This is a genomic window from Stenotrophomonas sp. OVS01A, from assembly GCF_019969775.1.
GTDB lineage: Bacteria > Pseudomonadota > Gammaproteobacteria > Xanthomonadales > Xanthomonadaceae > Stenotrophomonas > Stenotrophomonas indicatrix.
Genome location: NZ_JAHXYV010000007.1, coordinates 74,052 through 98,491 on the forward strand (window position 1 = coordinate 74,052; position 24,440 = coordinate 98,491).

Consider the following 24,440-nt stretch of genomic DNA (forward strand, 5'->3'; position numbering starts at 1 on the left):
CCATTGTAGCTTGGGATGGGCCGCTGGGGTTTCAACCCTGTGGCGGCATTGGCATCCGAACATTCCGGTAGTGCCGGCCGCTGGCCGGCAATCCGCGATGTTGCCGAAGATCATGAGGTTGCCGGCCAGCGGCCGGCACTACCGCCCCCGGAGTACGGGGGCCCGATTCAACCGCGGGTGATGCGCCCGACCGGGGTATTGCCGCCATCGCCGAGGAACTTGCGCGGGTTGACCACGTTGCCGTTCTCCCACACCTCGAAGTGCACGTGGGCGCCGGTCGAACGACCGGTGGAACCGGCCTTGGCTACTTCCTGGCCGGCACGGACGAGGTCGCCGACCTTCACCACCAGGCGCGAATTGTGCGCGTAGCGGGTGACGTAGCCATTGCCGTGGTCCACATCGACCACGTTGCCGTAGCCGCCCTTGACCCCGGAGAAGCTGACCACGCCGTCGGCCACCGACATCACCGGGTCACCGACGCGGGCGTGGAAGTCCATGCCCTTGTGGGTGGCGGCACCGCGACCGAACGGGTCGGCACGGGTACCGAAGCCGGACGTGACGTAGCTGTTGCGGATCGGCATGCGCGAGGGCACGGCGTTCTGCTGCAGCTGGTGGTCGAACATCAGCGATTCCATCACCGACAACTGGCGGCCTGAAGCAGCGAAGCGCTGCTCCAGCACCTGTAAGTCGGCGTTGACGTCCTTCACCGGGATGTCGGCGGTCGGGCCGCCGGCATCGCCGTCACCGAGGCCGGGGGTCTCGTTGAAGTCGAATTCGCCGTCTTCCAGCTTGCCCATCTGGGTCAGTCGCTCGCCCAGGGCGTTCAGGCGGGTGGCCTGTGCCTGCAGCTCGCCGAGGCGGGCAGCCAGCGCGTTGACCTGGGTCTGCGCATCGCGCTGGACCTTGGCCAGCTCGGCCTCCTGGCGGTCGACCTTGGCCTGCAGGCGCGAGTCATTGAGCGCGCTGACGCCAATGCCGCCGGCAAGGCCGATAATGCAACCTGCGCCGAGCACGCTGCCCAGCAGGGCTCGGGGGCGGTCCTCGAAGTAGAACCGCAAACGCGTGAGCGCCGATTTGGCCTGTCCTTCACGCGTTTTGATTACGATCTTTTTGAATGCCATCAGTGAGTTTTCATGTCTGAGCCGAAATCCAGCGTTCGTCCCGCATCCCGACCGAAACCGGCCTTGGATGCAGTGATGGCGGACAAAAGCGGGAACCCGCTGCGGCGTGCCCTATGGCTCGACGCGCTGGACCGTCAGTTGCGCCCCCAGTTGCCGCCACCTCTGCGCAGCCGTTGCCGGCTGGCCAATGTGGACGGGGAACACCTCGTTTTTCTCGTCGAGTCCCCGGTCTGGCATGCCAAGTTGCGGCTTGCCGAAGCCCAGTTGCTCGACGCGGCCCGGTCCATCGGGCTGAAGGCCACCAAGGTGACCGTCAAGACTGCGTCTCCCACTCCCACGCGCTCCCCAGCGCTCGACAACCGGAATGGACCCCACGCAGTTTCAGCCGCCACGCACAAAGGGCTACGCGACGCCTTGGCAGCTCTGCAGGACCTTCCTTCGAAACCGAAGCGGGAAACCTGAAAGCAGCGGAGCGTCCTGCTCCACTCCCCGTCGCGCGTGTCACCGCAGCGTGAAACATTTCGGGGGCCGGGTCGCATCCTAGCTGGCCCCGGTGGGCCAGTCGTTAGATTGTTGTTAAAACAACGTTAAATTCAGGCTTCGGATCCAACAGGTTCACAAAACCGTGACCTCGGCCCGGCCGTCGCGTCACCAACTGCGCCAGTGCGTCAAACAACGCCGGAAACGCAGACGCCGCCCTGGAAGGCGGCGTTTTTGCATTCAAATTCAACAACTTGTGAAATCAGGCATAGGCCGGTGTGGCATACACCACCGGGTCCGGCACGGCCGGCGAGTCGTAAGTGACCCATTCCCAGGCGGTGGCATCGGCCATCAGCGCCCGCACCAGCTTGTTGTTGAGCGCGTGGCCGGACTTGAAGCCCTCGTAGGCACCCAGCACCTGGCCGCCGGCCAGATAGAGGTCGCCGATCGCGTCAAGAATCTTGTGGCGCACGAATTCGTCGGCGTAGCGCAGGCCGTCTTCGTTGAGCACGCGGAACTCGTCGAGAACGATGGCGTTGTCCATCGAACCGCCGAGGCCGAGATTGCGCTCGCGCATGTATTCCAGGTCGCGCATGAAGCCGAAGGTGCGCGCGCGGGAGATTTCCTTGGTGTAGGCCATCGTCGAGAACTCGATTTCCTGGCGCGACTGCTTGGCCGGGATCATCGGGTGGTCGAACTGGATGGTGAAGCCCAGCTTGTACCCCTCATACGGGGTAAAGCGGGCCATCTTGTCGCCCTCGGTCACTTCCACGGTCTTCAGCACGCGGATGAAGCGCTTGGGCGCATCCTGTTCGACGATGCCTGCCGACTGCAGCAGGAACACGAACGGGCCGGACGAACCGTCCATGATCGGCAGCTCGGCCGAGGACAGTTCGACGATGATGTTGTCCACACCCAGGCCGGCCAGGGCCGACATCAGGTGCTCGACGGTCTGGATCTTGGCGTCGTTGCAGGTCAGGCCGGTGCACAGGGTCACTTCGGTGACCAGTTCGGCCTTCGCAGGCACTTCCACTACCGGGTCCAGGTCCACGCGCCGGAACACGATGCCATGGTTGACCGGCGCCGGGCGCAGGGTCATGTAGACCTTGTCGCCGCTGTGCAGGCCTACACCGGTGGCGCGGATCGTGTTCTTGAGGGTGCGTTGCTGGATCATGGGGGACGACCGGAAGTGACACAGTAGATTAACACGCAGGGTCCCCTACCCCGGCTGAAACGCCGGTGGGACGCGCGTGAAGCAGGGCGGCCGGGCCCATCCTGGCCCGGCGCCCGCGTTTTCAGGACATGGTGGCGCAACCCGGGGGGGACAAGCCCCGGGCAGCGTCGATCAGTCCGCCTGGCGGCGCAGGAACGCCGGGATGTCCAGGTAATCGTTCGGCAGTTCCGCCGCGGCCGGGGCCGAGGAGGCCGGAGCCGACGGGGTGGAAGCTGCCACGCTGTCGCTGCTGGCACGACGCAGGCCCAGGCCCATGCCGCCGACGGCCTTGGACACCGCATCGCCGCCGTTGTCGAACTCGCCGAACTCCGGCTGGCCGGTGGTGGCGTTGCGGACCAGCTTGATCGGTGCACGCTCGCCCGGACGCTGGGTCTTGCTGGCCGAGACGCGGTTCAGGCCCGTGGCGACCACGGTCACGCGCACCTCGTCCTGCATGTCCGGATCGAGCACGGTACCCACCACCACGGTCGCGTCTTCCGAAGCGAAGCCGTCGATGGTGCGGCCGATCTCGTCGAACTCGGCCATGGTGAAGTCGGCACCGGCGGTGATGTTGACCAGGATGCCGTTGGCGCCCGCCAGGTTCACATCGTCCAGCAGCGGGTTCTGGATGGCCGACTCGGCCGCGGCCTGCGCGCGGTCATCGCCGCGGGCGGTACCGGTACCCATCATCGCCAAGCCCATTTCGGACATGACGGTGCGCACGTCGGCGAAGTCGACGTTGATCAGGCCCGGACGCACGATCAAGTCGGCGATGCCCTGCACGGCGCCCTGCAGCACGTCGTTGGCGGCACGGAAGGCCTGGATCATGGTCGCGTTGCGACCCAGCACGGTGATCAGCTTCTCGTTGGGGATGGTGATCAGCGAGTCGCAGTGCTGGCTCAGCTCTTCGATGCCCTTCAGCGCGACCTGCATGCGGCGGCGGCCTTCGAACGGGAACGGCTTGGTGACCACGGCCACGGTCAGGATGCCCATTTCCTTGGCCAGCTGTGCCACCACCGGCGCAGCGCCGGTACCGGTGCCACCGCCCATGCCAGCGGTGATGAACACCATGTCCGCACCCTGCAGCGCGTCCATGATGCGCTCACGGTCTTCCAGCGCAGCCTGGCGGCCGACTTCCGGATTCGCGCCTGCGCCCAGGCCCTTGGTGACATTGGTACCCAGCTGCAGCTGCAGCTTGGCACCACAATTCTTGATGGCCTGCGAGTCGGTGTTGGCGGTGATGAATTCCACGCCATCCACTGCCGAGTTGACCATGTGCGCCACGGCATTGCCGCCGCCGCCGCCCACGCCAACCACCTTGATCACCGCATTGGGTGCCATCTTTTCGATCAGTTCAAAATGCGCCATGTCCGTGTCCTCGTTGTATCCGCTTTCGATTGCATGGGCGTTCGGGCGTCCTGCCTTCGTGCTGCATGCCGTCGTTGCGGCTGTGTGGGTTATGTGTGTTGCCGGTGTAGCGTCGTGTTGCCGGTGTTGCGGCCGGGCAGCGCCCGGGTGGTACAGGTGCCGCGTCAGAATTCGCCGCGGAACCAGGTCTTGAGTTTCTTGAACATGCTTCCAGCGCGGCCGGTCGGCAGCGACGGCCGGCGCGGATGCTCGATCTGGCTGCCCATCAGCAGCAGGCCCACGCCGGTGGCATGCACCGGGTTGCCCACCACTTCGCCCAGGCCGGTAACGTGCTGCGGGATGCCCACGCGTACCGGCATCTGCAGCATTTCCTCGGCCAGTTCGACCACGCCTTCCATCTTCGAGGCACCACCGGTCAGCACCATGCCGGCGCGCACCAGTTCCTCGAAGCCGGAGCGGCGCAGTTCGGCCTGCACCATTTCGAAGATCTCTTCGTAGCGGCCCTGCACGGCCTGCGCCAGCGCGTGGCGCGGCATGCGGCGCGGCGGACGATCACCGACCGACGGCACCTGGATGCTTTCCTCGGCGGTAGCCAGCTGGGCCAGGGCGCATGCATAGCGCACCTTGATCTGCTCGGCTTCCGGGGTCGGCGTGCGCAGCATGTGCGCGATGTCGTTAGTCACGTGGTCGCCGGCAATCGGCAGCGAGGCGGTGTGGCAGATCGCGCCCTGCACGAACACTGCGATGTCGGTGGTGCCGGCGCCCATGTCGACCAGCACCACGCCCAGCTCGCGCTCGTCGGCGGTCAGCACCGCCACGCTGGACGCCAGCGAGGACAGCACCAGGTCGTCCACCTGCAGGCCGCAGCGCTGCACGCACTTGCTGATGTTGGCCGCAGCCGACTGCGCGCACACCACCAGGTGCGCATGCACCTCCAGGCGCACGCCGGTCATGCCGACGGGATTGCGGATGCCTTCCTGCGAATCATCCAGCACGTACTCGCGCGGGATCGCATGCAGGATCTTCTGGTCGGCCGGAATCGCCACTGCCTTGGCCGCATCGAGCACGCGATCCAGGTCGCCCCAGGTCACTTCGCCGTCGCGGATCGGCACGATGCCGGGCGAGTTCTTGCACTGCACGTGGTTGCCGGAAATGGAGGCATACACCGAGCGGATCTCGCAGCCGGCCATCAGCTCGGCTTCTTCGACCGCACGCTGGATCGACTGCACGGTCGATTCGATATCCACCACCACGCCGCGCTTGAGGCCGCGCGACTCGTGCGAGCCGATGCCGATCACTTCGATCGGGTTGCCCGGCGAATACTCGCCCACCAGCGCCACCACCTTGGAGGTGCCGATATCCAGGCCGACGATCAGCGATTTGTCACCCTTGCGATTCATGTTCTTTCCTGCGTCCTTCTTGCCGGGGTGCCCGGTGCATTGGCCGGGGCGGCCGGAGTGCCCCAGCTCAGCGTGAAACCATTGGTATATCGGAGGTCGGCGCGCTCGATCGGCGCGGCCTGGTTGGCCAGCTGCGGCAGCACGCGCACGAAGCGCTGCAGGCGCGAGCGGGCATCGTCGCGGCCGACCACCACTTCAGTGCCGTTGCTCAGCAGCAGCGACCAGCTGCCGCGCGCGTCCATCGTCAGCCGGCGCACGTCGACGCCTGCCGGCGCGAACAGCGCGCGCGAATCGTTGTACAGCTTGACCACTTCCTCGGTCTGGCTGTCCGGGCCATCCAGCTCGGGCAGCTGCAGGTCGGCCAGCTTCTTCGGCGTGGGGAACAGCTTGCCCTGCTCGGACAGCAGGCGATCTTCGCCCCAGCGCGCGAACGGCTTGTGCTCGACCAGGGTCACTTCCAGCACGTCCGGCCACTGCTTGCGCACCTGCGCGCTTTCCACCCACGGCAGTTTTTCCAGTGCGTCCTGCGCGTCCTGCAGCTTGACCGCGAAGAAGCCGGCATGCGCATACGGCAGCAGTACCTGCTGCAGCTGTTCCGGTGGCACCCGCTTGAACTCACCGTGCACGCGCAGCTTCGCCAGCGGCCAGCGCTCGGCGCCGACCCAGCCATTGACCACGGCCACCACCGGCAGTGCAACCACCGACAGTGCCAACAGCCAGACGAAGATGCGCAGCACCGCGTTCATGCGTGCGATGCCTCCAGGGTCTGTTCCAGCACGCGCCACACCAGCTCTTCGAAGCTGATACCGGCCTGCCCGGCCGCCTTGGGCACCAGCGAGTGGCTGGTCATGCCCGGCGCGGTGTTCACTTCCAGCAGGAAGAAGCGGCCGCTGGTGCGGTCACGCATCACGTCGACGCGACCCCAGCCACGGCAACCGGCCGCGCGGAAGGCAGCCAGCGCGATGCGGCGGATCTCGTCTTCGTCATCACCGTCCAGGCCCGGGCACAGGTACTGGGTGTCTTCGGCGATGTACTTGGCGTTGTAGTCGTACCACTGGCCCTTGGGCACGATGCGGATCGACGGCAGCGCAACGTCGCCGAGGATGGCCACGGTCAGTTCGTCGCCCACCACCATCTGTTCCATCAGCAGCTGGCCGTCGTAGCGCGCGGCCAGGGCCACGGCTTCGTCCAGGCCGGCGTCGTCGGTGACCCGGCTGATGCCCACGCTGGAGCCTTCGTTGGCCGGCTTGACCACCACCGGCAGGCCGAGCTCGGCCGCCAGCGCGTGGACATTTTTTTCGGCCGCTCCCGGCATCCTGCCTCCCGCGGCACTCGTACCTCCGTGTACTTCACGGTACTGCGGGGTCGGCAGGCCCAGCGACAGCCACACCTGCTTGGTGCGGATCTTGTCCATGCTCAACGCCGAGCCCAGCACGTTGGAGCCGGTGTACGGCACGCCGAAGGCCTCCATCAGGCCCTGCACGATGCCGTCCTCACCGCCACCATTGTGGCCGTGCAGGATATTGAACACGCGATCGATGCCGCCGGCCGCCAGCGCCTTGGCCAGCGCCGGAATGCCATCGATGGCGATGGCATCGACGCCGCGCGACTGCAGGGCTTCGAGCACGTTGCGGCCCGAATCCAGCGACACTTCGCGTTCGCTGGAGCTGCCACCGAGCAGCACGGCGACGCGGCCGAACGCGGCCGGGTCGGTGCTGCGCAGCGGCGGGAAGGTCAGCGTGCTCACGCCTCGCCCTCCGCCTTGAAGCCTTCCACGGCAATGTGGCTGGCGACGGCGCCGATGTCGCCGGCACCCATCATCAGCAGCAGGTCACCGTCCTGCAGCACGTCCGGCAGCACGGTGGCCAGCTCGGATGCCTTGCCCACCACCACCGGCTCGCTGCGGCCACGCGCACGGATGGCGCGGGCCAGCGCATGCGAGTCGGCACCGGCGATCGGCTCTTCACCGGCCGGGTAGACCTCGCTCAGCACCAGTGCATCGACACTGGACAGCACCGCGGCGAACTTGTCGAACTGATCGCGGGTACGGCTGTAACGGTGCGGCTGGAAGGCCACCACCAGGCGCTTGTCGGCCCAGCCGCCACGCGCGGCGGCGAACACCGCTTCCAGCTCGCTCGGATGGTGGCCGTAGTCGTCGATGATGCGGACCTTGGCACCGCTGGCAGTGGTCACTTCGCCCAGATCATTGAAGCGGCGACCGACGCCAGCAAAGCTGGCCAGTGCACGCGCGATCGTGTCCGGCGCCACGCCCAGCTGCCAGCCCACCGCCGCAGCGGCCAGCGCGTTGAGCACGTTGTGCTTGCCCGGCAGCGCCAGTACCACTTCCTGGCTGGTGCCCTGCGGCAGGCGCAGGGTGAAGCGCATGCGCGAACCTTCCTGCACCACGTTCTCGGCGCGCACGTCGGCCTGCGGGCTCATGCCGTAGCTCATCACGTGGCGCGGGGTCTTGGCGGCCAGTGCGGCCACTTCCGGATCGTCGATGCACAGCACTGCCAGGCCGTAGAACGGCAGGCGCTGCAGGAACTCGGCGAACGCCGCCTGCACGCGGGCGAAATCGTTGCCGTAGTTCTCCAGATGATCGGAATCGATGTTGGTGATGATCGACATCAACGGATTCAGGCGCAGGAAGCTGCCGTCGCTCTCGTCGGCCTCGGCCACCAGCCACTGGCCACCACCGAGCTTGGCGTTGGCACCGGCCGCCAGCAGCTGGCCACCGATCACGAAGGTCGGGTCCAGCCCGCCCTCGCTCAGCACCGCAGCGGTCAGGCTGGTGGTGGTGGTCTTGCCGTGGGTGCCGGCCACGGCGATGCCGCGGCGGAAGCGCATCAGTTCGGCCAGCATCGCCGCGCGCGGCATGATCGGAATGCGCTGGCTGCGCGCTTCCATCAGCTCCGGGTTGTCTTCGCGGATCGCGCTGGAGACCACCACGCAGTCGGTGCCCAGCACGTTGGCGGCCGAGTGGCCGCGCATGATGCGCGCGCCCAGGCCGGCCAAGCGGCGGGTCGCGACGTTGTCGGCGTTGTCCGAACCGGACACTTCGTAGCCCAGCGTCAGCATCACTTCGGCGATGCCGCTCATGCCGGTGCCGCCGATGCCGACGAAATGCACGCGCGGGAACGCGCGCACCAGATCGTTGGTGTCATGCAGGCGGCGGATCATGCGCGGCCTCGCGCAGGGCAGGCGCTGGAGCGTGCCTTCTTCATACAGCTTCCTCGAGAATGATATCGGCGATGCGCTCGGCGGCATCGACCTTGGCCAGGGCACGCGCGGCTTGCGCCATCTGCATGCGGCGGGCGGGATTTTCGGACAGATCACGCAGCAGCGCGGCAATGCCGTCTGCCAGCGTTTCGTCCTGCTTCAGCAATACGGCTGCATCGCGCTCGACCAGGTACTCCGCATTGCGGGTCTGGTGATCGTCGACAGCAGCGGGGAATGGCACCAGCACGCTGCCGATGCCGACCGCGCAGAGTTCGGCCAGCGTGGACGCGCCGGAACGGCACACCACCAGGTCGGCCCAGGCGAAGGCTTCGGCCATGTCGGCGATGAACGGTGTGACCTCGCCCTGCACGCCGGCCCTGGCATAGGCCTCGACCGCTTCGGCATGCAGCTTCTCGCCGCTCTGGTGACGCACCACCACCGGCACCTGCGCACCCAGGCTGGCCAGTGCCTGCGGCACGCCACTGTTGAGCGCGCGGGCACCCTGGCTGCCGCCCAGCACCAGCAGGCGCAGCGGACCGCTGCGATCGGCCAGCCGCTGCTGCGGCGGCGCGACGGCGGCGATTTCGGCGCGCACCGGATTGCCCACGAACTCTTCGCGTGCAGCGAAGGTGCCCGGGAAACCGGTCAGCAGGCGGCGCGCGTAGCGCGACAGGATGCGGTTGGTCAGGCCCGGCGCGCGGTTCTGTTCGTGCACGACCAGCGGTAGGCCGTGCAGGCGCGCGGCCATGCCACCGGGGCCGGAAGCGAAGCCACCGAAGGCGACCACCGCACGCGGCTGGCGATCACGAATGATCAGGCCGGCCGCACGCAGCGCGCGCATCAGGCGCCACGGCGCGGCCAGCAGCGCCAGCTTGCCCTTGCCGCGCAGACCGGTGATGGCCAGCGTATCAATGTGGATGTCGTGCTGCGGAACCAGGCGGGTTTCCATGGCGCCATCAGCGCCCATCCAGGTGACCGGCACGCCACGCGCGCGCAGCACGCGGGCCACGGCCAGGCCCGGGAAGATGTGCCCGCCGGTACCACCGGCCAGGATCATCACCGGCCGGTTGTTGTTCTGGGCCGCGCTCATCCGAGCCTCCCGAAGGTGGGTTCGACGCGCGACTGCAGGCGGCTGGTGCCACGCACGGCGGCCGGCTCGGCCGCGGCCGGTTCGGCAGCCATCGGCACGTTCTTCGCCACCGGTGCAGCAGAAGGCTCGGCGGCGGCAGGGCCGGCAACATCGTCGGCAGCGCCCATGCGCACGGCCTGGCGGCGCTCGGCGCGCTTCAGTTCATAGGACACGCGCAGCAGCAGGCCCATCGCCACGCAGGTCATCAGCACCGACGAACCACCCGACGAAATCAGCGGCAGGGTCAGGCCCTTGGTCGGCAGGATGCCCAGGTTCACGCCGATCGAAACGAAGGTCTGCATGCTGATCCACAGGCCGATGCCGAAGGCGATGTAACCGGAGAAGTGGCGCTTCATTTCCACGCAGCGCATGCCCAGCCAGAAGGTGCGGCCGACCAGCAGCGCGTACAGGGCCACGATCACGCAGGTGCCCAGGAAACCGAATTCCTCGGCCGTGACCGAGAAGATGAAGTCGGTGTGCGCCTCGGGCAGGTAGTACAGCTTCTGCACCGAGTTGCCCAGGCCAACGCCGGTCCACTCGCCGCGGCCCACCGCCATCAGCGCGTTGGACAGCTGGTAGCCGTCGCCCTGCTGGTCGGCCCACGGGTCGAGGAAGGAGGTGATGCGGCGCATGCGGTACGGCTCGATGATCGCCAGCGCGCTCATGCCCACCAGGCCGATCACCACCGGCATCGACATGCGCGGCATGTTCACCCCGCCCAGCACCAGCATGCCGGCGGTGATCGCCAGCAGCAGGGTGGACGAGCCGAAGTCGGGCTGCAGCAGCAGCAGCACCACCAGCGCACCGGCCACGCCCAGCGGCTTGAGCATCGCCGGCCAGGTCGCGTTGACCTCGTCGCGGAAGCGCACCAGGTAGCTGGACAGCCAGACGATGTAGAGCACCTTCACCGCTTCGACCGTCTGGAACTTGGAGATGCCCAGGTTGATCCAGCGGCGGGCACCGTTGACGCTGCTGCCCAGGCCGGGCACGAACACCACCACCAGCAGCGCGAAGCAGCCCAGCAGCAGCATCTGGTTGTACTGCTCGATGGTCTTCAGCTCGGTACGCGCGGCGAAGATGGCCAACACGATGCCGACCGCCAGGAAGATCAGGTGGCGGTTGAGGTAATAGAACGGGCTGCTCATCAACGCGATCGAGCTGGACGCCACCATCACCACGCCCAGCCCGGTGAGCGCGATCATCGCGCCGAGCAGCCACTTGTCGTAGCTGCCACCGATGGCCTCAAGGCGTGTTGCCTGGTGCGACAGGTCATTCATCAGCGTACCTTCAACGTGGCCAGGCCGATCAGCACCAGCACGACGGAGATGATCCAGAAGCGCACGATCACGCGCGGCTCAGGCCAGCCCTTCAGTTCGAAGTGGTGGTGGATCGGCGCCATGCGGAACACGCGCTTGCCGGTCAGCTTGAACGAGGCGACCTGGATCATCACCGACAGCGTTTCGATGACGAACACGCCGCCCATGATCACCAGCACCAGTTCCTGGCGGGTGATCACCGCGATGGTGCCCAGCACCGCGCCCAGCGACAGCGCGCCGATATCGCCCATGAACACCATGGCCGGATAGGTGTTGAACCACAGGAAGCCCAGCCCCGCGCCGGCGATCGCCGCGCAGATGATGACCAGCTCACCGGCGCCTGGAATCTGCGGGATCTGCAGGTAGTTGGCGAACACCGCGTTGCCCGACGCATAGGCGAACACGCCCAGCGCGCAGGCCACCAGCACCGTCGGCATGATCGCCAGCCCGTCCAGGCCGTCGGTCAGGTTGACCGCGTTGGAGAAGCCGACGATCCAGAAATAGGCAATGGCCACGAAGCCGATGCCGGCCAGCGGCAGCGCCACCGACTTGAACATCGGGATGTAGAAGGTCAGCGCCGCCGGTACGTCGGCGGTCTGGAACAGGAAGATGCCCGCAGCCAGGCCGAAGATCGACTGCAGCAGGTACTTCCAGCGCGACTTCAGGCCGTTCGGGTCGCGACGGACGATCTTGATCCAGTCGTCGTACCAGCCGATGGCGCCGAAGCACAGCATCACCGCCAGCACCAGCCACACGTAGCGGTTGCGCAGGTCGGCCCACATCAGCACCGACAGGGTGACGGTGAGCAGAATCAGCGAACCACCCATGGTCGGCGTGCCGGCCTTGGAGAAATGGGTCTGCGGACCATCGGTCCGGATCGGCTGGCCGCCCTTGAACTGGGCAAGCTTGCGGATCATCGCCGGGCCGAGCCACAGCGACAGGAACAGCGCCGTCAACGCGGCAAGGATGGCGCGGAACGTCTGGTAGTTGAACAGCCCGAACAGGCTCTCCAACTGCTGCAACCATCGAGCCAGTTCATACAACATGCGGGGATTCCTCTCCTTGCGCCAGCAGCGCTTTGACAATCGTGTCCATGGCGCTGCCACGGGAACCCTTGACCAGGCAGCGCACGCCGGCGTGCAGCGCTTCCTTCAGCGCCTGCGACAGCGCGTCATGGGTGGTGAAATGTTGTCCGCCCTCGCCAAACGCAGCGGCGGCAGCGGCGCTGAGCGGGCCCAGCGCATACAGGCGCTTGAGGCCGGCGGCACGCGCGCGGATGCCCGCCTGTGCATGCAGCGCCTCGGCGTCGGCGCCCAGCTCGCGCATGTCGCCCAGCACCAGCCAGCCCTCTTCCGGGGCGGCGGCCAGTGCGTCGATGGCGGCGGCCAGCGAACCAGGGTTGGCGTTGTAGCTGTCATCCACCAGCACCGCGCCGTTGTGCAGCTGATGGGCGATCTGGCGGCCCGGCACCGGCTGCGCTTCCGCAAGGCCGGTGGCCACCAGTGACAGCTCGATGCCGGCGGCAAGCGCCAGGCTGGCGGCGGCCAGCGCATTGCTGATGTTGTGGCGGCCCGGCAGGCCCAGCACCACGCCTGCCTCGCCCATCGGCGTGACGAGGGTGAAGCGGCTGCCCTGCGCACCGGCGCGGATGTCCCGCGCGGTGACGTCGGCGGTGTGTTCCAGGCCATAGCGCAGCACCCGGCAACGTGCCGGGGTACCGATGAAATGCTGTTCGAACCAGCGCCCGTAGGCATCGTCGGCGTTGATCACGGCCACGCCATCGGCAGGCAGTGCGGCATAGATCGCGCCCTTGGTCACCGCCACGCCGAGCAGGCTGCCCATCCGCTCCAGGTGGGCCGGGGCGATGTTGTTGACCAGGGCATAGCGCGGGCGCGCGATGTCGGTCAGGTAGGCGATGTCGCCCGGCTTGCCGGCGCCCATCTCGTAGACGGCGTAGTCGGCATCTTCCGGTGCGTCGATCACCGCCAGCGGCAGGCCGATCTCGTTGTTGCGGTTGCCCGGGTTGGCGTAGACCACCTTGTGCGCGTGCTGGGCCACCTGCTGCAGGATCGCCAGCAGCAGGCTCTTGACGCTGGTCTTGCCGTTGCTGCCGGTGATGGCGAACAGTTCGGTCGCGCGGTCGCGCTGCATGCCGGCGGCGATCTTCGCCAGCGCGCGCTCGCTGTCGGCCACCAGCACCTGCGGCAGGTCCAGCGGCAGCAGGCGCTCGACCAGCAACGCGCTGGCGCCACGTGCCTGTGCGTCGGCAGCAAAATCGTGGCCGTCGAAGCGTTCGCCACGCAGCGCCACGTACAGGCTGCCCGGGCCAAGGCTGCGGGTATCGTTGCTGACCGCGTCGATGGCCACGTCGTCGCCATGGATCTCGCCACCGGCCCAGTGCGCGATCAGCGAAAGCAGGGTGCGCTTCATGCGGCGCCCTCCCCGGCCTGAGCGGCCAACACACCGGCCTTCGCAGCCAGCGCGGCGGCCGACACTTCGGTGTCGTCGAAGTCATGCCGCACGCCATTCACTTCCTGGTAGGGCTCGTGGCCCTTGCCGGCGATCAGGATGATGTCGCCGGCACCAGCGCGCTTCACCGCCAGGCCGATCGCACGCGCGCGGTTGCGCTGCACGGTCACGGCCGAGGCATCGGTGAAACCGGCCAGGATGTCGGCCACGATCACGTCGCCGTCTTCGCCACGCGGGTTGTCGTCGGTGACGATGACCTGGTTGGCCAGGCGCTCGGCAATGGCAGCCATCTGCGGGCGCTTGCCGGTATCGCGCTCGCCACCGCAGCCGAACACGCAGAACAGCGTGCCCTGCAGGTGGCCGTGCAGGCTGTCCAGCGCCTGTTCCAGCGCGTCGGGGGTGTGTGCGTAATCAACCACCACGGTCGGCAGGCCATCTTCGCCGCCCAGGCGGTTCATGCGGCCACGGATCGGCTGCAGTGCCGACAGCACCTCGGCGATGCGCGGCAGCGGATGCCCCAGCGCATGCAGGCTGCCGGCCACGGCCAACAGGTTGTCCACGTTGAAGCGGCCCAGCAGCGGCGACTGCACCGCAGCGCGCTGGCCGTCGATGACCAGTTCGAAACCGATGCCGCGGCCATCCAGCTGCAGCGCTTCGGCGCGCACGCTGGCACCGTCGGCACCACGCGAGCTCAGGCCGATGGCCTGCACGCCCGCCGGCAGGCCGGCGAACAGCTGGCGACCGAACGCATCGTCAAGATTGATGACCGCCGCCTTCAGGCCCGGGCGATGGAACAGCCGCGCCTTGGCCGCGCCGTAGCTGGCCATGTCACCGTGGTAGTCAAGGTGATCGCGGGTGAGATTGGTGAACACCGCCACGTCGTAGTGCACCGCATCCACGCGGCCCTGGTCCAGCGCATGCGAGCTGACTTCCATCGCCACCGCGCGCGCGCCATCGTCGCGCAGCTGCGCCAGCAGCGCATGCATCTGCAGCACCAGCGGGGTGGTGAAACCGGTCGGCTCGACCGCACCATAAAGTCCGGCGCCCAACGTGCCGATACTGCCACTGGGCGTACCGAGCAGGTGCCAGGCCTGGGCCAGCAGCTGCACGGTGGAGGTCTTGCCGTTGGTGCCGGTCACGCCAACCATGGTCATCGCCCGCGAAGGCGCGCCATGGAACTGGTCGGCCATTGCCCCCAGACGCGCGCGCAGGTCCGGCACGGCGATGGCATCGGCCGGTGCAGGCAGCTCGGCAGGCGCCGGCGCTTCGAACAGGATCGCGCCGGCACCGGCAGCACGCGCCTGCTCGACAAAACCCAGGCCATGCGCGCCGAAACCGGCGATGGCAACGAAGGCATTGCCGGGGCGCACGGCACGGCTGTCCAGCACCAGGCCGGTCAGAACGGGATCATGGCCCGCCAGGGCCACGTCCGGAAGCAACTGCGAAAGCAACATCGAAGGGCTCATTGCGTGCCTCCCGTGGCGGGCGGCACATGGGGGTGCGCGCTGGGCAGCGCGGCATCGAATTCAGCGGCGGCATCCACCGGCAGTGCGGCTTCGGCCGGCGGCACCGGCAGCACCGAGGCCGAATGCCCGATCTTTCCGGACTGCTGGGCAGCCAGCCACGACTGCAGGTCATCCAGCGGCACATCCATCAGGCGCAGGGTGCCTTCCATCACGTTGTGATAGACCGGCGCCGACACCAGGCCGCCGTAGAACTTGCCGCCCTGCGGATCGTTGATGACGATGACGGTGGCAAAACGCGGATTGGTGGCCGGCACCACGCCAGCGAACAGCGCGTTGTAGTGGCCGCGCTCGTAGCCACCGGGGCCGGTCTTGCGCGCGGTACCGGTCTTGCCGGCCACGCGGTAGCCCAGCACCGCCGCCTGCTTGGCGCCGCCCTGGGTGACCACCGTTTCCATCATCGCCACCACCTGCTTGGCGACGTTCTCGTCGATGATCTGCTGGCCTTCGTTGCGCTGGCCCTTGACGAAGGTCGGCGCGATCAGCTTGCCGCCGTTGGCCAGCGCCGAGTACGCGGTGGCGATCTGCAGCGGCGTGACATTCAGGCCATAGCCGTAGGACATGGTCGTCTTGGTCGCGCCGTCCCAGTTGGCGGGGCGCCGCACGACACCGCCGGACTCGCCGGGGAAGCCACTGTGCGGCACCGAGCCGTAGCCGAAACGGCGCACGCCGTCGTAGAACACCTGGTCGGGCATCTTCGCGGCGATCTTGGCCGCGCCGATGTTGGAGCTGCGGGTGATCACACCGGTGACGTTCAGCACGCCGTTGTTGCGCGGCACATCGCGGATGGTGAAACGGGCAACCTGCATGTAGCCCGGGTTGGTATCGATGATGGTGTCCTTGGTCACCACCCCGGACTGCAGCGCGGTGGCGATGGTCAGCGGCTTCATCGTCGAACCCGGCTCGACCAGATCGGTCACCGCGCGGTTGCGACGCGTGTCCGGCACCGCGCCGTTGAGCGAGTTCGGGTTGTAGGTCGGCAGGTTGACCATGGCCAGGATCTCGCCGGTGGTCACGTCCATGATCACCATCGAGCCGCCGGCCGCCTTGTTGGCCACCAGCGCGTTGCGCAGTTCCTTGAAGGCCAGGTACTGGATGCGGCGGTCGATGCTGAGGGTCAGGTCCTTGCCCGGCTCGGCCGCACGCAGCAGATCGCTTTCGACCGTCTCGCCCTTGCGGTTGCGGATCACCCGCTTGCCGCCGGGCTTGCCACGCAGCCATTCGTCGAAGGCCAGCTCCAGGCCTTCCTGGCCACGGTCGTCGATGTTGGTGAAGCCCAGCACGTGCGCCATCGCTTCACCCTGCGGGTAGAAGCGACGGAACTCACGCTGTGCCGCCACGCCCGGAATCTTCAGCGCGACCACGCGCTCTGCCTCGTCCGGATTGATCCGGCGACGCAGGTACATGAATTCCTTGTCCGACTTCTGCGACAGGCGGCTGCTCAGCTCGTCCACCGACATGCCCACCGCCTGTGCCAGCTCGGGGATGCGCTCGGGCGAACGCAGCAGGTCCTGCGGGTTCACCCAGATCGAGGCGACCGGGGTGGACACCGCCAACGGCTCGCCGTTGCGGTCGGTAATCATGCCGCGCGAGGTCTTGATCGGCAGTTCGCGCAGGTAACGCGCTTCGCCCTGGCGCTGGTAGAAGTCGCTGTTGATGATCTGCACGTAGGCGGCACGACCCACCAGCGATACCGAGCACAGGCCGAGCGCCAGGGCCACCCAGCGCAGGCGCTGGCGCAGGTTGAAGGCGTTGCGGGGACGGTTGCGGCCGGTCTTGCTCATGGGCGCACCACCACCACGTCGGCGGCTTCGGGGAACTTCATGCCGAGCTTTTCGCGGGCGATGCTGTCCACGCGGTTGGCTTCGGCCAGGGTCGCCTGCTCCAGCTGCAGGCGGCCGAATTCGATGTTCAGGTCATCGCGTGCACGCTCGGCGCGCGACAGCTCGATGAACGTCTGCCGGTGACGGTGACGCACGAACACGACGCCGATCGCCGAGGCCACGGTGCAGGCCAACAGGATGATCAGCAGCAGCCGGCTCATGCATCGGCCTCCCGCTTCTGGGCTACACGCAGCACGGCGCTGCGGGCGCGCGGGTTCATCGCCAGCTCTTCGTCGGTGGCCTTGATGGCGCCACCGATCAGGTCCAGGGTCGGCACGAAGGCCTGCGCCTCGGGCAGCCGGCGGTTGGCCGGCGGTGCCTTGGCCAGGCGGTTCATGTACTGCTTGACGATGCGGTCTTCCAGCGAGTGGAAGCTGATCACCGCCAGCCGGCCACCGGGCTTCAGGCGCTCCACCGCCGCGTCCAGGCCGGCTTCGAGGTCGGCCAGTTCACGGTTGATGTGGATGCGGATGGCCTGGAAGCTGCGCGTGGCCGGATGGATCTTGTCCTTGCCGCGCGGCATCACCGAGGCGATCAGCTCGGCCAGTTCGGCGGTGCGGGTGAACGGCTGCTTCTCACGGCGGGCCACGATGGCGCGGGCGATGCGCCGGCTCTGCCGCTCTTCGCCGTAGGTCCACAGCACGTCGGCGATCTCGCGATCCTCCACGCGGTTGATCCACTGCGCAGCGCTTTCGCCACTGTCCGGGTCCATGCGCATGTCCAGCGGGCCGTCCTTGCCGAAGCTGAAACCACGCTCGGCCACATCCAGCTGCGGCGAGGACACGCCAAGGTCGAACAGCACGCCATCCAGGCCTTCGGCGGTCTCGTTCCACTGCAGCAGCTGGGCGAAGCTGCCACGGAAGATCGACACGCGCGGGTCCGGCGCGAAATCGCGCTCGGCAACGGCAATGGCTTCCGGATCCTTGTCCATGACCAGCAGGCGTCCCTCGGGACCGAGCTGGGTGAGCACGCCACGTGCATGACCGCCACGACCGAACGTGCCATCCAGATAACGTCCGTTTTCGATCACCCTCAGGCCTTCCAGGACCTGGGTGTACAGGACCGGCAGATGCACCGCCGGCGACTGCGACACCGGAAGGTGACCGGTCTGCGCTTCTGGGCGCATCCGGGCACCCCGGCTCACAACTTCAGGTCGAGCAACCCATCACCCAGATCCTCATCAGACAACGTCTGCTGGATCAGGGCCCGATGCGCCTGCTCGCTCCACAATTCGAATTTGTCGCCCATACCGAGCAATACCGCCTTCTTCTCAATGCCCACCGCACCGCGGTGGCTGGCGGGAATGCTGATGCGACCGTTGCCGTCCAGCTCCAGGTGGGCGGCTGAACCGACCAGCTTCTGCTGCAGCAGACGTACGACGCGCTGTGTGTTGGGTTTGGACATGACGTCGTCGCGTACCCGCTCCCATTCCGACTCGGCGTACAGCCACAGGCAGCCGGATTCGAAGGGGTTGTAGGTCAACACGAGACGGTTGTTGCTGACGCGCGCAACCAGGTCGCGGTGAGCGGTGGGAACCGCCATGCGTCCTTTGTCGTCAACTGTGATGGCCGTCTCGCCCTGGAACACGACGCCTGCACCTTATCCTTCGCCCGGTGAAACATTGAACCACGAAAATCCACAAAACACCCGGATTTCCCTCTGATGCCCACCTTAGCAGCGGCCCAAGGGTTGTCAACAACTTTTCAGCAGGGAAATCGCCAGCCGCATCAATGGTTTGCGCCGATGTTTAGAGAGTTGTTCAAGGTTTATCCACAAGTTGCTGATCCGTCTCAATTTTTGAGATTGAACGGAAGTTCAGGGGTGTGGAGGGCGCGTGAAACATGGGCTGCGCATTCATCCGGAACGGGCCGAAAGCGACGTCGGACTGCGCAAACCGGGCACAATGGCGCCATGTGCCTGCTTGCTATTGGCTGGTTGCACCACCCGCGCTGGCGGCTGGTGATGGCCGGCAACCGTGATGAGTTCCACGCCCGCCCGACCGCGGCCCTGGCCCCCTGGCAGGATGAGACCTCGGTCATCGGCGGGCGCGACCTGCGCTCCGGCGGCGGCTGGGCCGGGGTGGGTGCCGGCGGCCGGATGGCGGTGGTGACCAACGTCCGCGATCCGCAGGCTTCCCAGACCGGGCCATCGCGTGGCGCCCTGGTGGCCGACTACCTGCGTGGCCGCGATCCGGCGGGCATACATATAGAACGCCTGGCCGGGATCTCCACTGCCTATGCCCCGTTCAACCTGCTGCTGGCCGATGGCCACAGCCTGGAGTATCTGGGCAACCACCCGGCCGAGCGGCAGACGCTTGGCCCGGGCGTGCATGGCATGTCCAACGGCGCGCTTGATGCGCCCTGGCCGAAGACCCGGCGGCTGATGGATGCGCTGTCGTCGTGGCTGGAACAAGACGGGGTCAGATCCCTTTCCCAACGGGAAAAGGATCTGACCCCGGACCTGAGCCCAGACCTGACCCCACTGTGGGATGCCCTGGCCGATGAACATCGCCCGGTCGACAGCGACCTGCCCGATACCGGCATCGGCCTGGAACGCGAACGCTGGCTCAGCCCCGCTTTCATCCGTGGTGACGATTACGGCACCCGCGCCAGTACCGTGCTGCTGATTGATGGCAACGGCCACGGCGAAATCCACGAGCGCCGCTTTGGTCCGCAGGGCGTACCCAGCGGACAGGGTCACGTCATTTTCTGACTGGAACGGTAGTGCCGGCCGCTGGCCGGCAACCTCTGCATCTTCGGGCAGGTCTCGCGGTTGCCGGCCAGCGGCCGGCACTGCCAGGTCCACACACCCTGCGTGGAGGGCGATAGGTAGATCCACGCCATGCGTGGATGGACGTGGATGGAATGAAGGGGCGGAGCCGGCCGATAAGCCGGGTTCTGTCGTGGACAGTCATTCCTCTAGGCGTTACGTCGCCGCAACGCTCAAGCAACCTACCCGGATCCAACGCGGGCCGCGCCAATGGATCCCTATTTGGTCTTGCTCCAGGTGGGGTTTGCCGTACCGGTCTGTTGCCAGACTCGCGGTGCGCTCTTACCGCACCATTTCACCCTTACCGGCCTTCCGAAGAAGACGTAGGCGGTATCTTTCTGTTGCACTTTCCGTCGGCTTGCGCCGCCCAGGCGTTACCTGGCACCTTGCCCTATGGAGCCCGGACTTTCCTCGGCACCCCCGAAGGGATGACGCGACTGTCTGGCCGACTCCGCCGCGCGCATTCTAGCGTACGCGGGCCCGCCCTGCCGGTTTGATTGCGGCGTGCGGTTCATCCGCCCCAGCAGTAGAGCCACGACACGCGTGGCTGCGCACCGCACCTGCAGGCTCAACGCGCCAGCAGCGCTGCCCGCGATTGGAGCACCAGCCCGATATCCAGCTCCTGCGACGAGGCCCCGGTTGCCAGATCCAGCACCGTGCGGCGCACCTTCAGCTGGATGCGATCACCGGGCGCGTACGCGCGAAGGACCTGTTCGATGCCGTAGGTCGTCGCCACGGCGGTGCCCTGCACCGACAGCACCTCGTCATTTGCCTTCAGGCCGGCCCGCTCGGCGTTGCTGCCGTTGAGCACGTGATTGACCAGCGTCCCTCCCGCCATCCCCAACCCCAGCACGGGCCGCAACGCGTCGGCGCGCTCATCGACGGCACCTTTGGCCGAGCGCGACATCTCGGTGTGGGCGAGCAGGCGCCCCTCCATACGTTCATCGAAATGCGGGGCCTGCATGGCGAACGCGCCACATTCCAGCACGCCACGCAGCGGCGGCTGCTTGTAGCTGCCGTGCAGCGCCTCGCGCAGCCGCTTCCACTGGCGCGCACTTACATACCGGTGCTGGCTGGCCGCCATCTGCTGGTAGGCCTGCTCGATCGCTTCGCGCGCAGCGGGGTCCACCTGCGGGCAGCCCTCGGCCAGGTCCACGGCTTCCCGTGCGGCGGTGTAGATGACGATCGCGTGGTTGCCTTCCACATACGGGCCCTGCCGCAACTGCACCAGGCCAGGATCGAACAGCTCATAGCCGGTGAAGCCACGCCCCAGATCCGATGGGTCGATCTCCTCGCCCGCCCACGCGTGGGCGGAAACGACCAGAGCCAACACCAGTGAAAGTTCTTTTGCCGACATCGTCCTCATCCTTGTCCAGGGCCACTTCATCCACGCATGGCGTGGATCTACTGCATTCCGGGCTGTTTTCATCCACGCATGGCGTGGATCTACTGCATTCCGGGGTGTTTTCATCCACGCATGGCGTGGATCTCCTTCACCCGCTCAACTGCCGTACAACGCCTTGCGCGGTGCGCCGGTCAACTCGGCCGCCAGCTTGGCCGCGGTCGACGGCGGCAGGTGCTCGCTCAGCTTGGCGTAGACGTGCCGGCCATGAGCCAGCTGCGCCTCGGCATCGTCACCGGCGCCCTGCACCATCACCACGAACTCGCCCTTGCGCTGGTTGTCATCGGCTTCCACCTGCGCCAGCAACCCGGCCAGGTCGCCATCCAGCACGGTCTCGAACAGCTTGGTCAGCTCGCGCGCGAGCACGGCCGGGCGCTCGCCGCCAAAGATCGCCGCCATGTCGGCCAACGACTCGGTGATGCGGTGCGAGGATTCGTAGAACACCATCGTGCGCACTTCGCCGGCCAGCCCCTGCAGGCGATCGCGGCGGCCGCTGGCCTTGGCCGGCAGGAATCCCTCGAAACTGAAGCGGTCGCTGGGCAGACCGGCCACGCTCAGCGCAGCGATGGCCGCGCAGGCGCCGGGAATCGGGCTGACCTTGATGCCGGCAGCACGCGCGGCACGCACCAGCCGGAAGCCCGGATCGCTGACCAGCGGGGTGCCGGCATCGCTGACCAGCGCCAGCGACTCGCCCGCCTGCAGCCGCGCCACCAGGCGCTGGGCCAGGGCCTCTTCGTTGTGTTCGTGCAGGGCCACCAGCGGCTGCTGGATGCCGAAATGGGACAGCAGCTGGCCACTGCGGCGGGTGTCCTCGGCGCAGATGGCCGCCACCGAACGCAATACCTCCTGCGCGCGCGGGCTCAGATCGGCCAGGTTGCCGATCGGCGTGGCGACGACATACAGGGTTGGGACACTCATTTCAGCGGTACTCACGGGGCAAGGGTAGAATCCTAGCGTGTACCTGGCCAAGGCCGCTGCCCTCATCGCATGGACCCGATCATGAACAAGCCCGCCGCACGCATCTCTGCCCTGTCGCTGTCGTTGATGCTGCTGGCCGGTTGTGCCACCACCAGCCTCGTCAGCACGCCCGAATCGCCGGCCCAGAGCCAGGCGCTGGCGCTGATTGAACAAGGCAAGCCGCGCGACGCCGCCCTGCAACTGGAAGCGCTGGCCGCGACCCTGCGTGGCGGCGCCCGCAGCAACGCACTGGCCGATGCGGCCTGGGCCTGGCACCTGGCCGGCGACAGCGCACGCGCGCGCAGCCTGCTGGGCCAGGTGACCGCCCGCCAGCTGACCGGCGCCAGCCTGCAGCGTTACCAGCTGGCCAGCGCCGAGCTGGCGCTGGCCGACAAGCAGCCGGCGCAGGCACTGGCCCTGCTGAAGGATCATGCCGACAGCGTGCACCCGAGCCTGCGCACGCGCTGGTCGCTGGCCCGCGCCAGTGCCCTGCAGGCCACCGGCGATGCCTTTGGCGCCGCCACCGAACGCGCCCGTGCGCATGCAGGCCTGACCGGCACCGCGCGCAGCGAGAACCAGGCCGCCATCTCCGGCCTGCTCGGCACCCTCGACGATGCCACCCTGCGCAGCCGCGCCGCCGCCTTGCCGGCCAATGACCCGCTGTACAACTTTGCAGGCCGTGCACTGATCGCCCGTGGCCTGCCGCTGCCGCGCCCGTTCGATCGCGATGGCGCTGCCCAGTTCGACACCAGCAAGCGCCCGCCGGCGATGAGCGATGGCTACCGCCCGCCGGCCAAGCTGGCCGTGCTGCTGCCGCTCAGCGGCCGCCTGGCCACTGCCGCACAGCCGGTGCGCGATGGCCTGCTCAGCGCCTACTACGGTGAAACCCGCCGTCGTCCGGAGGTCAACTTCTTCGACACCGCCGGTACCCCGGCCGGTGCGCTGGCCGCGTATGACAAGGCCGTGGCGTCCGGCGCCGACTTTGTGGTCGGCCCGCTCGGCCGCGACGAGGTGGATGCCGTGTACGGCCGCCAGCAGCTGCCGGTGCCGGTGCTCGGCCTGAACCGCGGCAAGGATGCACCGCCCGCTGGCAGCGCCGGTTTCTCGCTGGCACCGGAGGACGACGGCATCGTCGCCGCCGAATACATGCGTGGCCGCGAGCGCAGCAAGGCCCTGGTGATCAACAGCAGCGACGACACCGGCCGCCGCGCCGCTGCCGCCTTCGCCCAGCGCTTCGCCCAGCGCGGCGGCAGCGTCGCCGCCACCATCGCCATCAGCGAAACCGTGGGGGATGTCAGCGCGCAGGTGCGCAACGCCGGCGCGGTCGATGCCGTGTTCCTGGCCGTACGTGCACCGCAGGCCCGCCTGCTGGCCCCGCAGCTGGCGCTGGCCGGTGCCGGTGGCGCCACCCGCGTGGGTACCTCGCAGCTGACCACCGGCAGTGGCAAGGTCGAAGAAGACGTGGCGCTGGACGGCATCATCTACCCGAACGAAGCCTGGAACGTGCGCAGCGTGTCCGGCGTGCCGTCCGCTGCCCAGGTCGCGCAGACCCTGCCCAGCGCGCGCGGCGCCGCCAGCCGCCTGTTCGCCTTCGGCGCCGATGCGTGGAAGATCAGCGCCTACCTGGACAAGCTGGCCACCGAAGGCGGCCTGGACGGCGCCACCGGCACGCTGTACCTGGACAGCAACGGCAACATCCTGCGCCAGCCGGCATGGTCGACCTTCAGCGGTGGCCGGCCGATGCCGATCGCCGGTGGTCGCTGAGCACCTGCAACGTGGCTCGGCGGTGGAAGCCGCCGCCGAGCAGCATCTGCAGCAGGCCGGGTTGCGGCCGCGCGCACGCAACGTGCGTTATCGCGGCGGTGAACTGGACCTGGTGATGGAGGACGCCGGCACCGTGGTGTTCGTGGAAGTGCGCTACCGCGCGCGACAGGACTTCGGTGGCGGCGCGGCCTCGGTCGATCCGCGCAAATGCCGGCGCCTGATCCACGCGGCACAGCTGTACCTGCAGGAACACCCCGCCGTGGCCGATGCGCCCTGCCGCTTCGACGTGGTTGAAGCTACGGGCGAACCACCGCAGCTGCACTGGCTGCGCGATGCGTTCCGGTTGGATGATTGCTGATGGCTCCCCATTGCCGGCCAGCGGCCGGCACTACCCGTCGGACCCATTGCCGGCCAGCGGCCGGCACTA

General features: G+C 67.6%; 21 protein-coding genes, 1 other RNA gene and 1 pseudogene. 4 read left to right on the forward strand and 19 right to left on the reverse strand.

The features are described 5' to 3' along the window. Positions 1–167: 167 nt before the first annotated feature. Complete coding sequence (locus LC407_RS18660) at positions 168–1,121, reverse strand: M23 family metallopeptidase (RefSeq protein ID WP_025876571.1); 954 nt, start codon at positions 1,119–1,121, stop codon at positions 168–170. Positions 1,122–1,133: 12 nt separating this feature from the next. Here LC407_RS18660 and LC407_RS18665 point away from each other — a divergent pair, with 12 nt between their 5' ends. Then, on the forward strand, positions 1,134–1,583 hold the full coding sequence (locus LC407_RS18665; protein ID WP_025876573.1) for a DUF721 domain-containing protein: 450 nt from the start codon (positions 1,134–1,136) through the stop codon (positions 1,581–1,583). 280 nt (positions 1,584–1,863) lie between these two features. Here the strand turns inward: LC407_RS18665 and lpxC are convergent, their stop codons facing one another. From lpxC to mraZ, 15 genes and pseudogenes are all read right to left on the reverse strand, one after another. After that, positions 1,864–2,775 carry a UDP-3-O-acyl-N-acetylglucosamine deacetylase gene (gene lpxC / locus LC407_RS18670; RefSeq protein WP_025876575.1) on the reverse strand — a complete coding sequence of 304 codons (912 nt, stop codon included), beginning with the start codon at positions 2,773–2,775 and terminating at the stop codon, positions 1,864–1,866. 171 nt (positions 2,776–2,946) lie between these two features. After that, entirely contained in the window at positions 2,947–4,182 is a 1,236-nt protein-coding gene (gene ftsZ / locus LC407_RS18675) for a cell division protein FtsZ (protein WP_025876577.1), read from the reverse strand. Between the two features lie 164 nt (positions 4,183–4,346). Beyond that, positions 4,347–5,582 carry a cell division protein FtsA gene (ftsA, locus tag LC407_RS18680; protein WP_025876580.1) on the reverse strand — a complete coding sequence of 412 codons (1,236 nt, stop codon included), beginning with the start codon at positions 5,580–5,582 and terminating at the stop codon, positions 4,347–4,349. Positions 5,583–5,650: 68 nt separating this feature from the next. After that, positions 5,651–6,328 (reverse strand): annotated as a pseudogene (locus tag LC407_RS18685) (cell division protein FtsQ/DivIB); the annotation flags it as partial. Continuing rightward, positions 6,325–7,329, reverse strand: a complete 1,005-nt coding sequence (locus LC407_RS18690; RefSeq protein ID WP_033830359.1) for a D-alanine--D-alanine ligase — start codon at positions 7,327–7,329, stop codon at positions 6,325–6,327. The gene LC407_RS18690 and the pseudogene LC407_RS18685, both read right to left, overlap by 4 nt. Next, on the reverse strand, positions 7,326–8,762 hold the full coding sequence (gene murC, locus LC407_RS18695) for a UDP-N-acetylmuramate--L-alanine ligase (RefSeq protein ID WP_025876586.1): 1,437 nt from the start codon (positions 8,760–8,762) through the stop codon (positions 7,326–7,328). The genes LC407_RS18690 and murC overlap by 4 nt, the downstream gene beginning before the upstream one ends. Positions 8,763–8,802: 40 nt before the next feature. Then, positions 8,803–9,891 (reverse strand): undecaprenyldiphospho-muramoylpentapeptide beta-N-acetylglucosaminyltransferase, encoded by a 1,089-nt coding sequence (gene murG, locus LC407_RS18700; protein WP_223483389.1) that lies wholly within the window; start codon positions 9,889–9,891, stop codon positions 8,803–8,805. Next, on the reverse strand, positions 9,888–11,207 hold the full coding sequence (ftsW, locus tag LC407_RS18705) for a putative lipid II flippase FtsW (protein WP_025876590.1): 1,320 nt from the start codon (positions 11,205–11,207) through the stop codon (positions 9,888–9,890). The genes murG and ftsW overlap by 4 nt, the downstream gene beginning before the upstream one ends. Beyond that, complete coding sequence (gene mraY, locus LC407_RS18710; protein ID WP_025876592.1) at positions 11,207–12,292, reverse strand: phospho-N-acetylmuramoyl-pentapeptide-transferase; 1,086 nt, start codon at positions 12,290–12,292, stop codon at positions 11,207–11,209. Before mraY ends, ftsW begins: the two co-directional genes overlap by 1 nt. After that, entirely contained in the window at positions 12,282–13,676 is a 1,395-nt protein-coding gene (murF, locus tag LC407_RS18715; RefSeq protein WP_134832009.1) for a UDP-N-acetylmuramoyl-tripeptide--D-alanyl-D-alanine ligase, read from the reverse strand. Before murF ends, mraY begins: the two co-directional genes overlap by 11 nt. Next, entirely contained in the window at positions 13,673–15,181 is a 1,509-nt protein-coding gene (locus LC407_RS18720; protein WP_025876596.1) for a UDP-N-acetylmuramoyl-L-alanyl-D-glutamate--2,6-diaminopimelate ligase, read from the reverse strand. The genes murF and LC407_RS18720 overlap by 4 nt, the downstream gene beginning before the upstream one ends. Further along, a complete protein-coding gene (locus tag LC407_RS18725; protein ID WP_025876598.1) occupies positions 15,178–17,022 on the reverse strand; it encodes a penicillin-binding protein 2 in 1,845 nt (614 codons plus the stop codon). Before LC407_RS18725 ends, LC407_RS18720 begins: the two co-directional genes overlap by 4 nt. After that, complete coding sequence (gene ftsL / locus LC407_RS18730; protein ID WP_025876599.1) at positions 17,019–17,282, reverse strand: cell division protein FtsL; 264 nt, start codon at positions 17,280–17,282, stop codon at positions 17,019–17,021. The genes LC407_RS18725 and ftsL overlap by 4 nt, the downstream gene beginning before the upstream one ends. After that, a complete protein-coding gene (rsmH, locus tag LC407_RS18735; RefSeq protein WP_025876600.1) occupies positions 17,279–18,247 on the reverse strand; it encodes a 16S rRNA (cytosine(1402)-N(4))-methyltransferase RsmH in 969 nt (322 codons plus the stop codon). The genes ftsL and rsmH overlap by 4 nt, the downstream gene beginning before the upstream one ends. Before the next feature lie 14 nt (positions 18,248–18,261). Beyond that, complete coding sequence (gene mraZ, locus LC407_RS18740) at positions 18,262–18,708, reverse strand: division/cell wall cluster transcriptional repressor MraZ (protein ID WP_025876601.1); 447 nt, start codon at positions 18,706–18,708, stop codon at positions 18,262–18,264. A gap of 324 nt (positions 18,709–19,032) precedes the next feature. On the opposite strand from mraZ, the gene LC407_RS18745 reads away from it, so the two are divergent. Further along, positions 19,033–19,833, forward strand: coding sequence for an NRDE family protein (locus LC407_RS18745; RefSeq protein WP_223483390.1), 801 nt, complete (start codon positions 19,033–19,035; stop codon positions 19,831–19,833). Between the two features lie 158 nt (positions 19,834–19,991). Here the strand turns inward: LC407_RS18745 and rnpB are convergent. The 3 genes from rnpB to rsmI form a co-directional block, all read right to left on the reverse strand. After that, an RNA gene (gene rnpB, locus LC407_RS18750) (RNase P RNA component class A) lies at positions 19,992–20,343 on the reverse strand. A 115-nt stretch (positions 20,344–20,458) separates the two neighbouring features. Beyond that, positions 20,459–21,247 carry a PDZ domain-containing protein gene (locus LC407_RS18755; RefSeq protein WP_223483391.1) on the reverse strand — a complete coding sequence of 263 codons (789 nt, stop codon included), beginning with the start codon at positions 21,245–21,247 and terminating at the stop codon, positions 20,459–20,461. Between the two features lie 144 nt (positions 21,248–21,391). Next, positions 21,392–22,210, reverse strand: a complete 819-nt coding sequence (gene rsmI, locus LC407_RS18760) for a 16S rRNA (cytidine(1402)-2'-O)-methyltransferase (protein ID WP_025876607.1) — start codon at positions 22,208–22,210, stop codon at positions 21,392–21,394. A gap of 81 nt (positions 22,211–22,291) precedes the next feature. On the opposite strand from rsmI, the gene LC407_RS18765 reads away from it, so the two are divergent. Together LC407_RS18765 and LC407_RS18770 are read left to right on the forward strand one after the other, a co-directional pair. Beyond that, positions 22,292–24,013, forward strand: coding sequence for a penicillin-binding protein activator (locus LC407_RS18765; RefSeq protein WP_223483392.1), 1,722 nt, complete (start codon positions 22,292–22,294; stop codon positions 24,011–24,013). Continuing rightward, the gene (locus tag LC407_RS18770) at positions 24,003–24,371 is read left to right on the forward strand and encodes a YraN family protein (RefSeq protein WP_223483393.1); all 369 of its coding nucleotides are present in this window, start codon (positions 24,003–24,005) and stop codon (positions 24,369–24,371) included. The genes LC407_RS18765 and LC407_RS18770 overlap by 11 nt, the downstream gene beginning before the upstream one ends. The last annotated feature ends 69 nt before the right edge of the window (positions 24,372–24,440 follow it).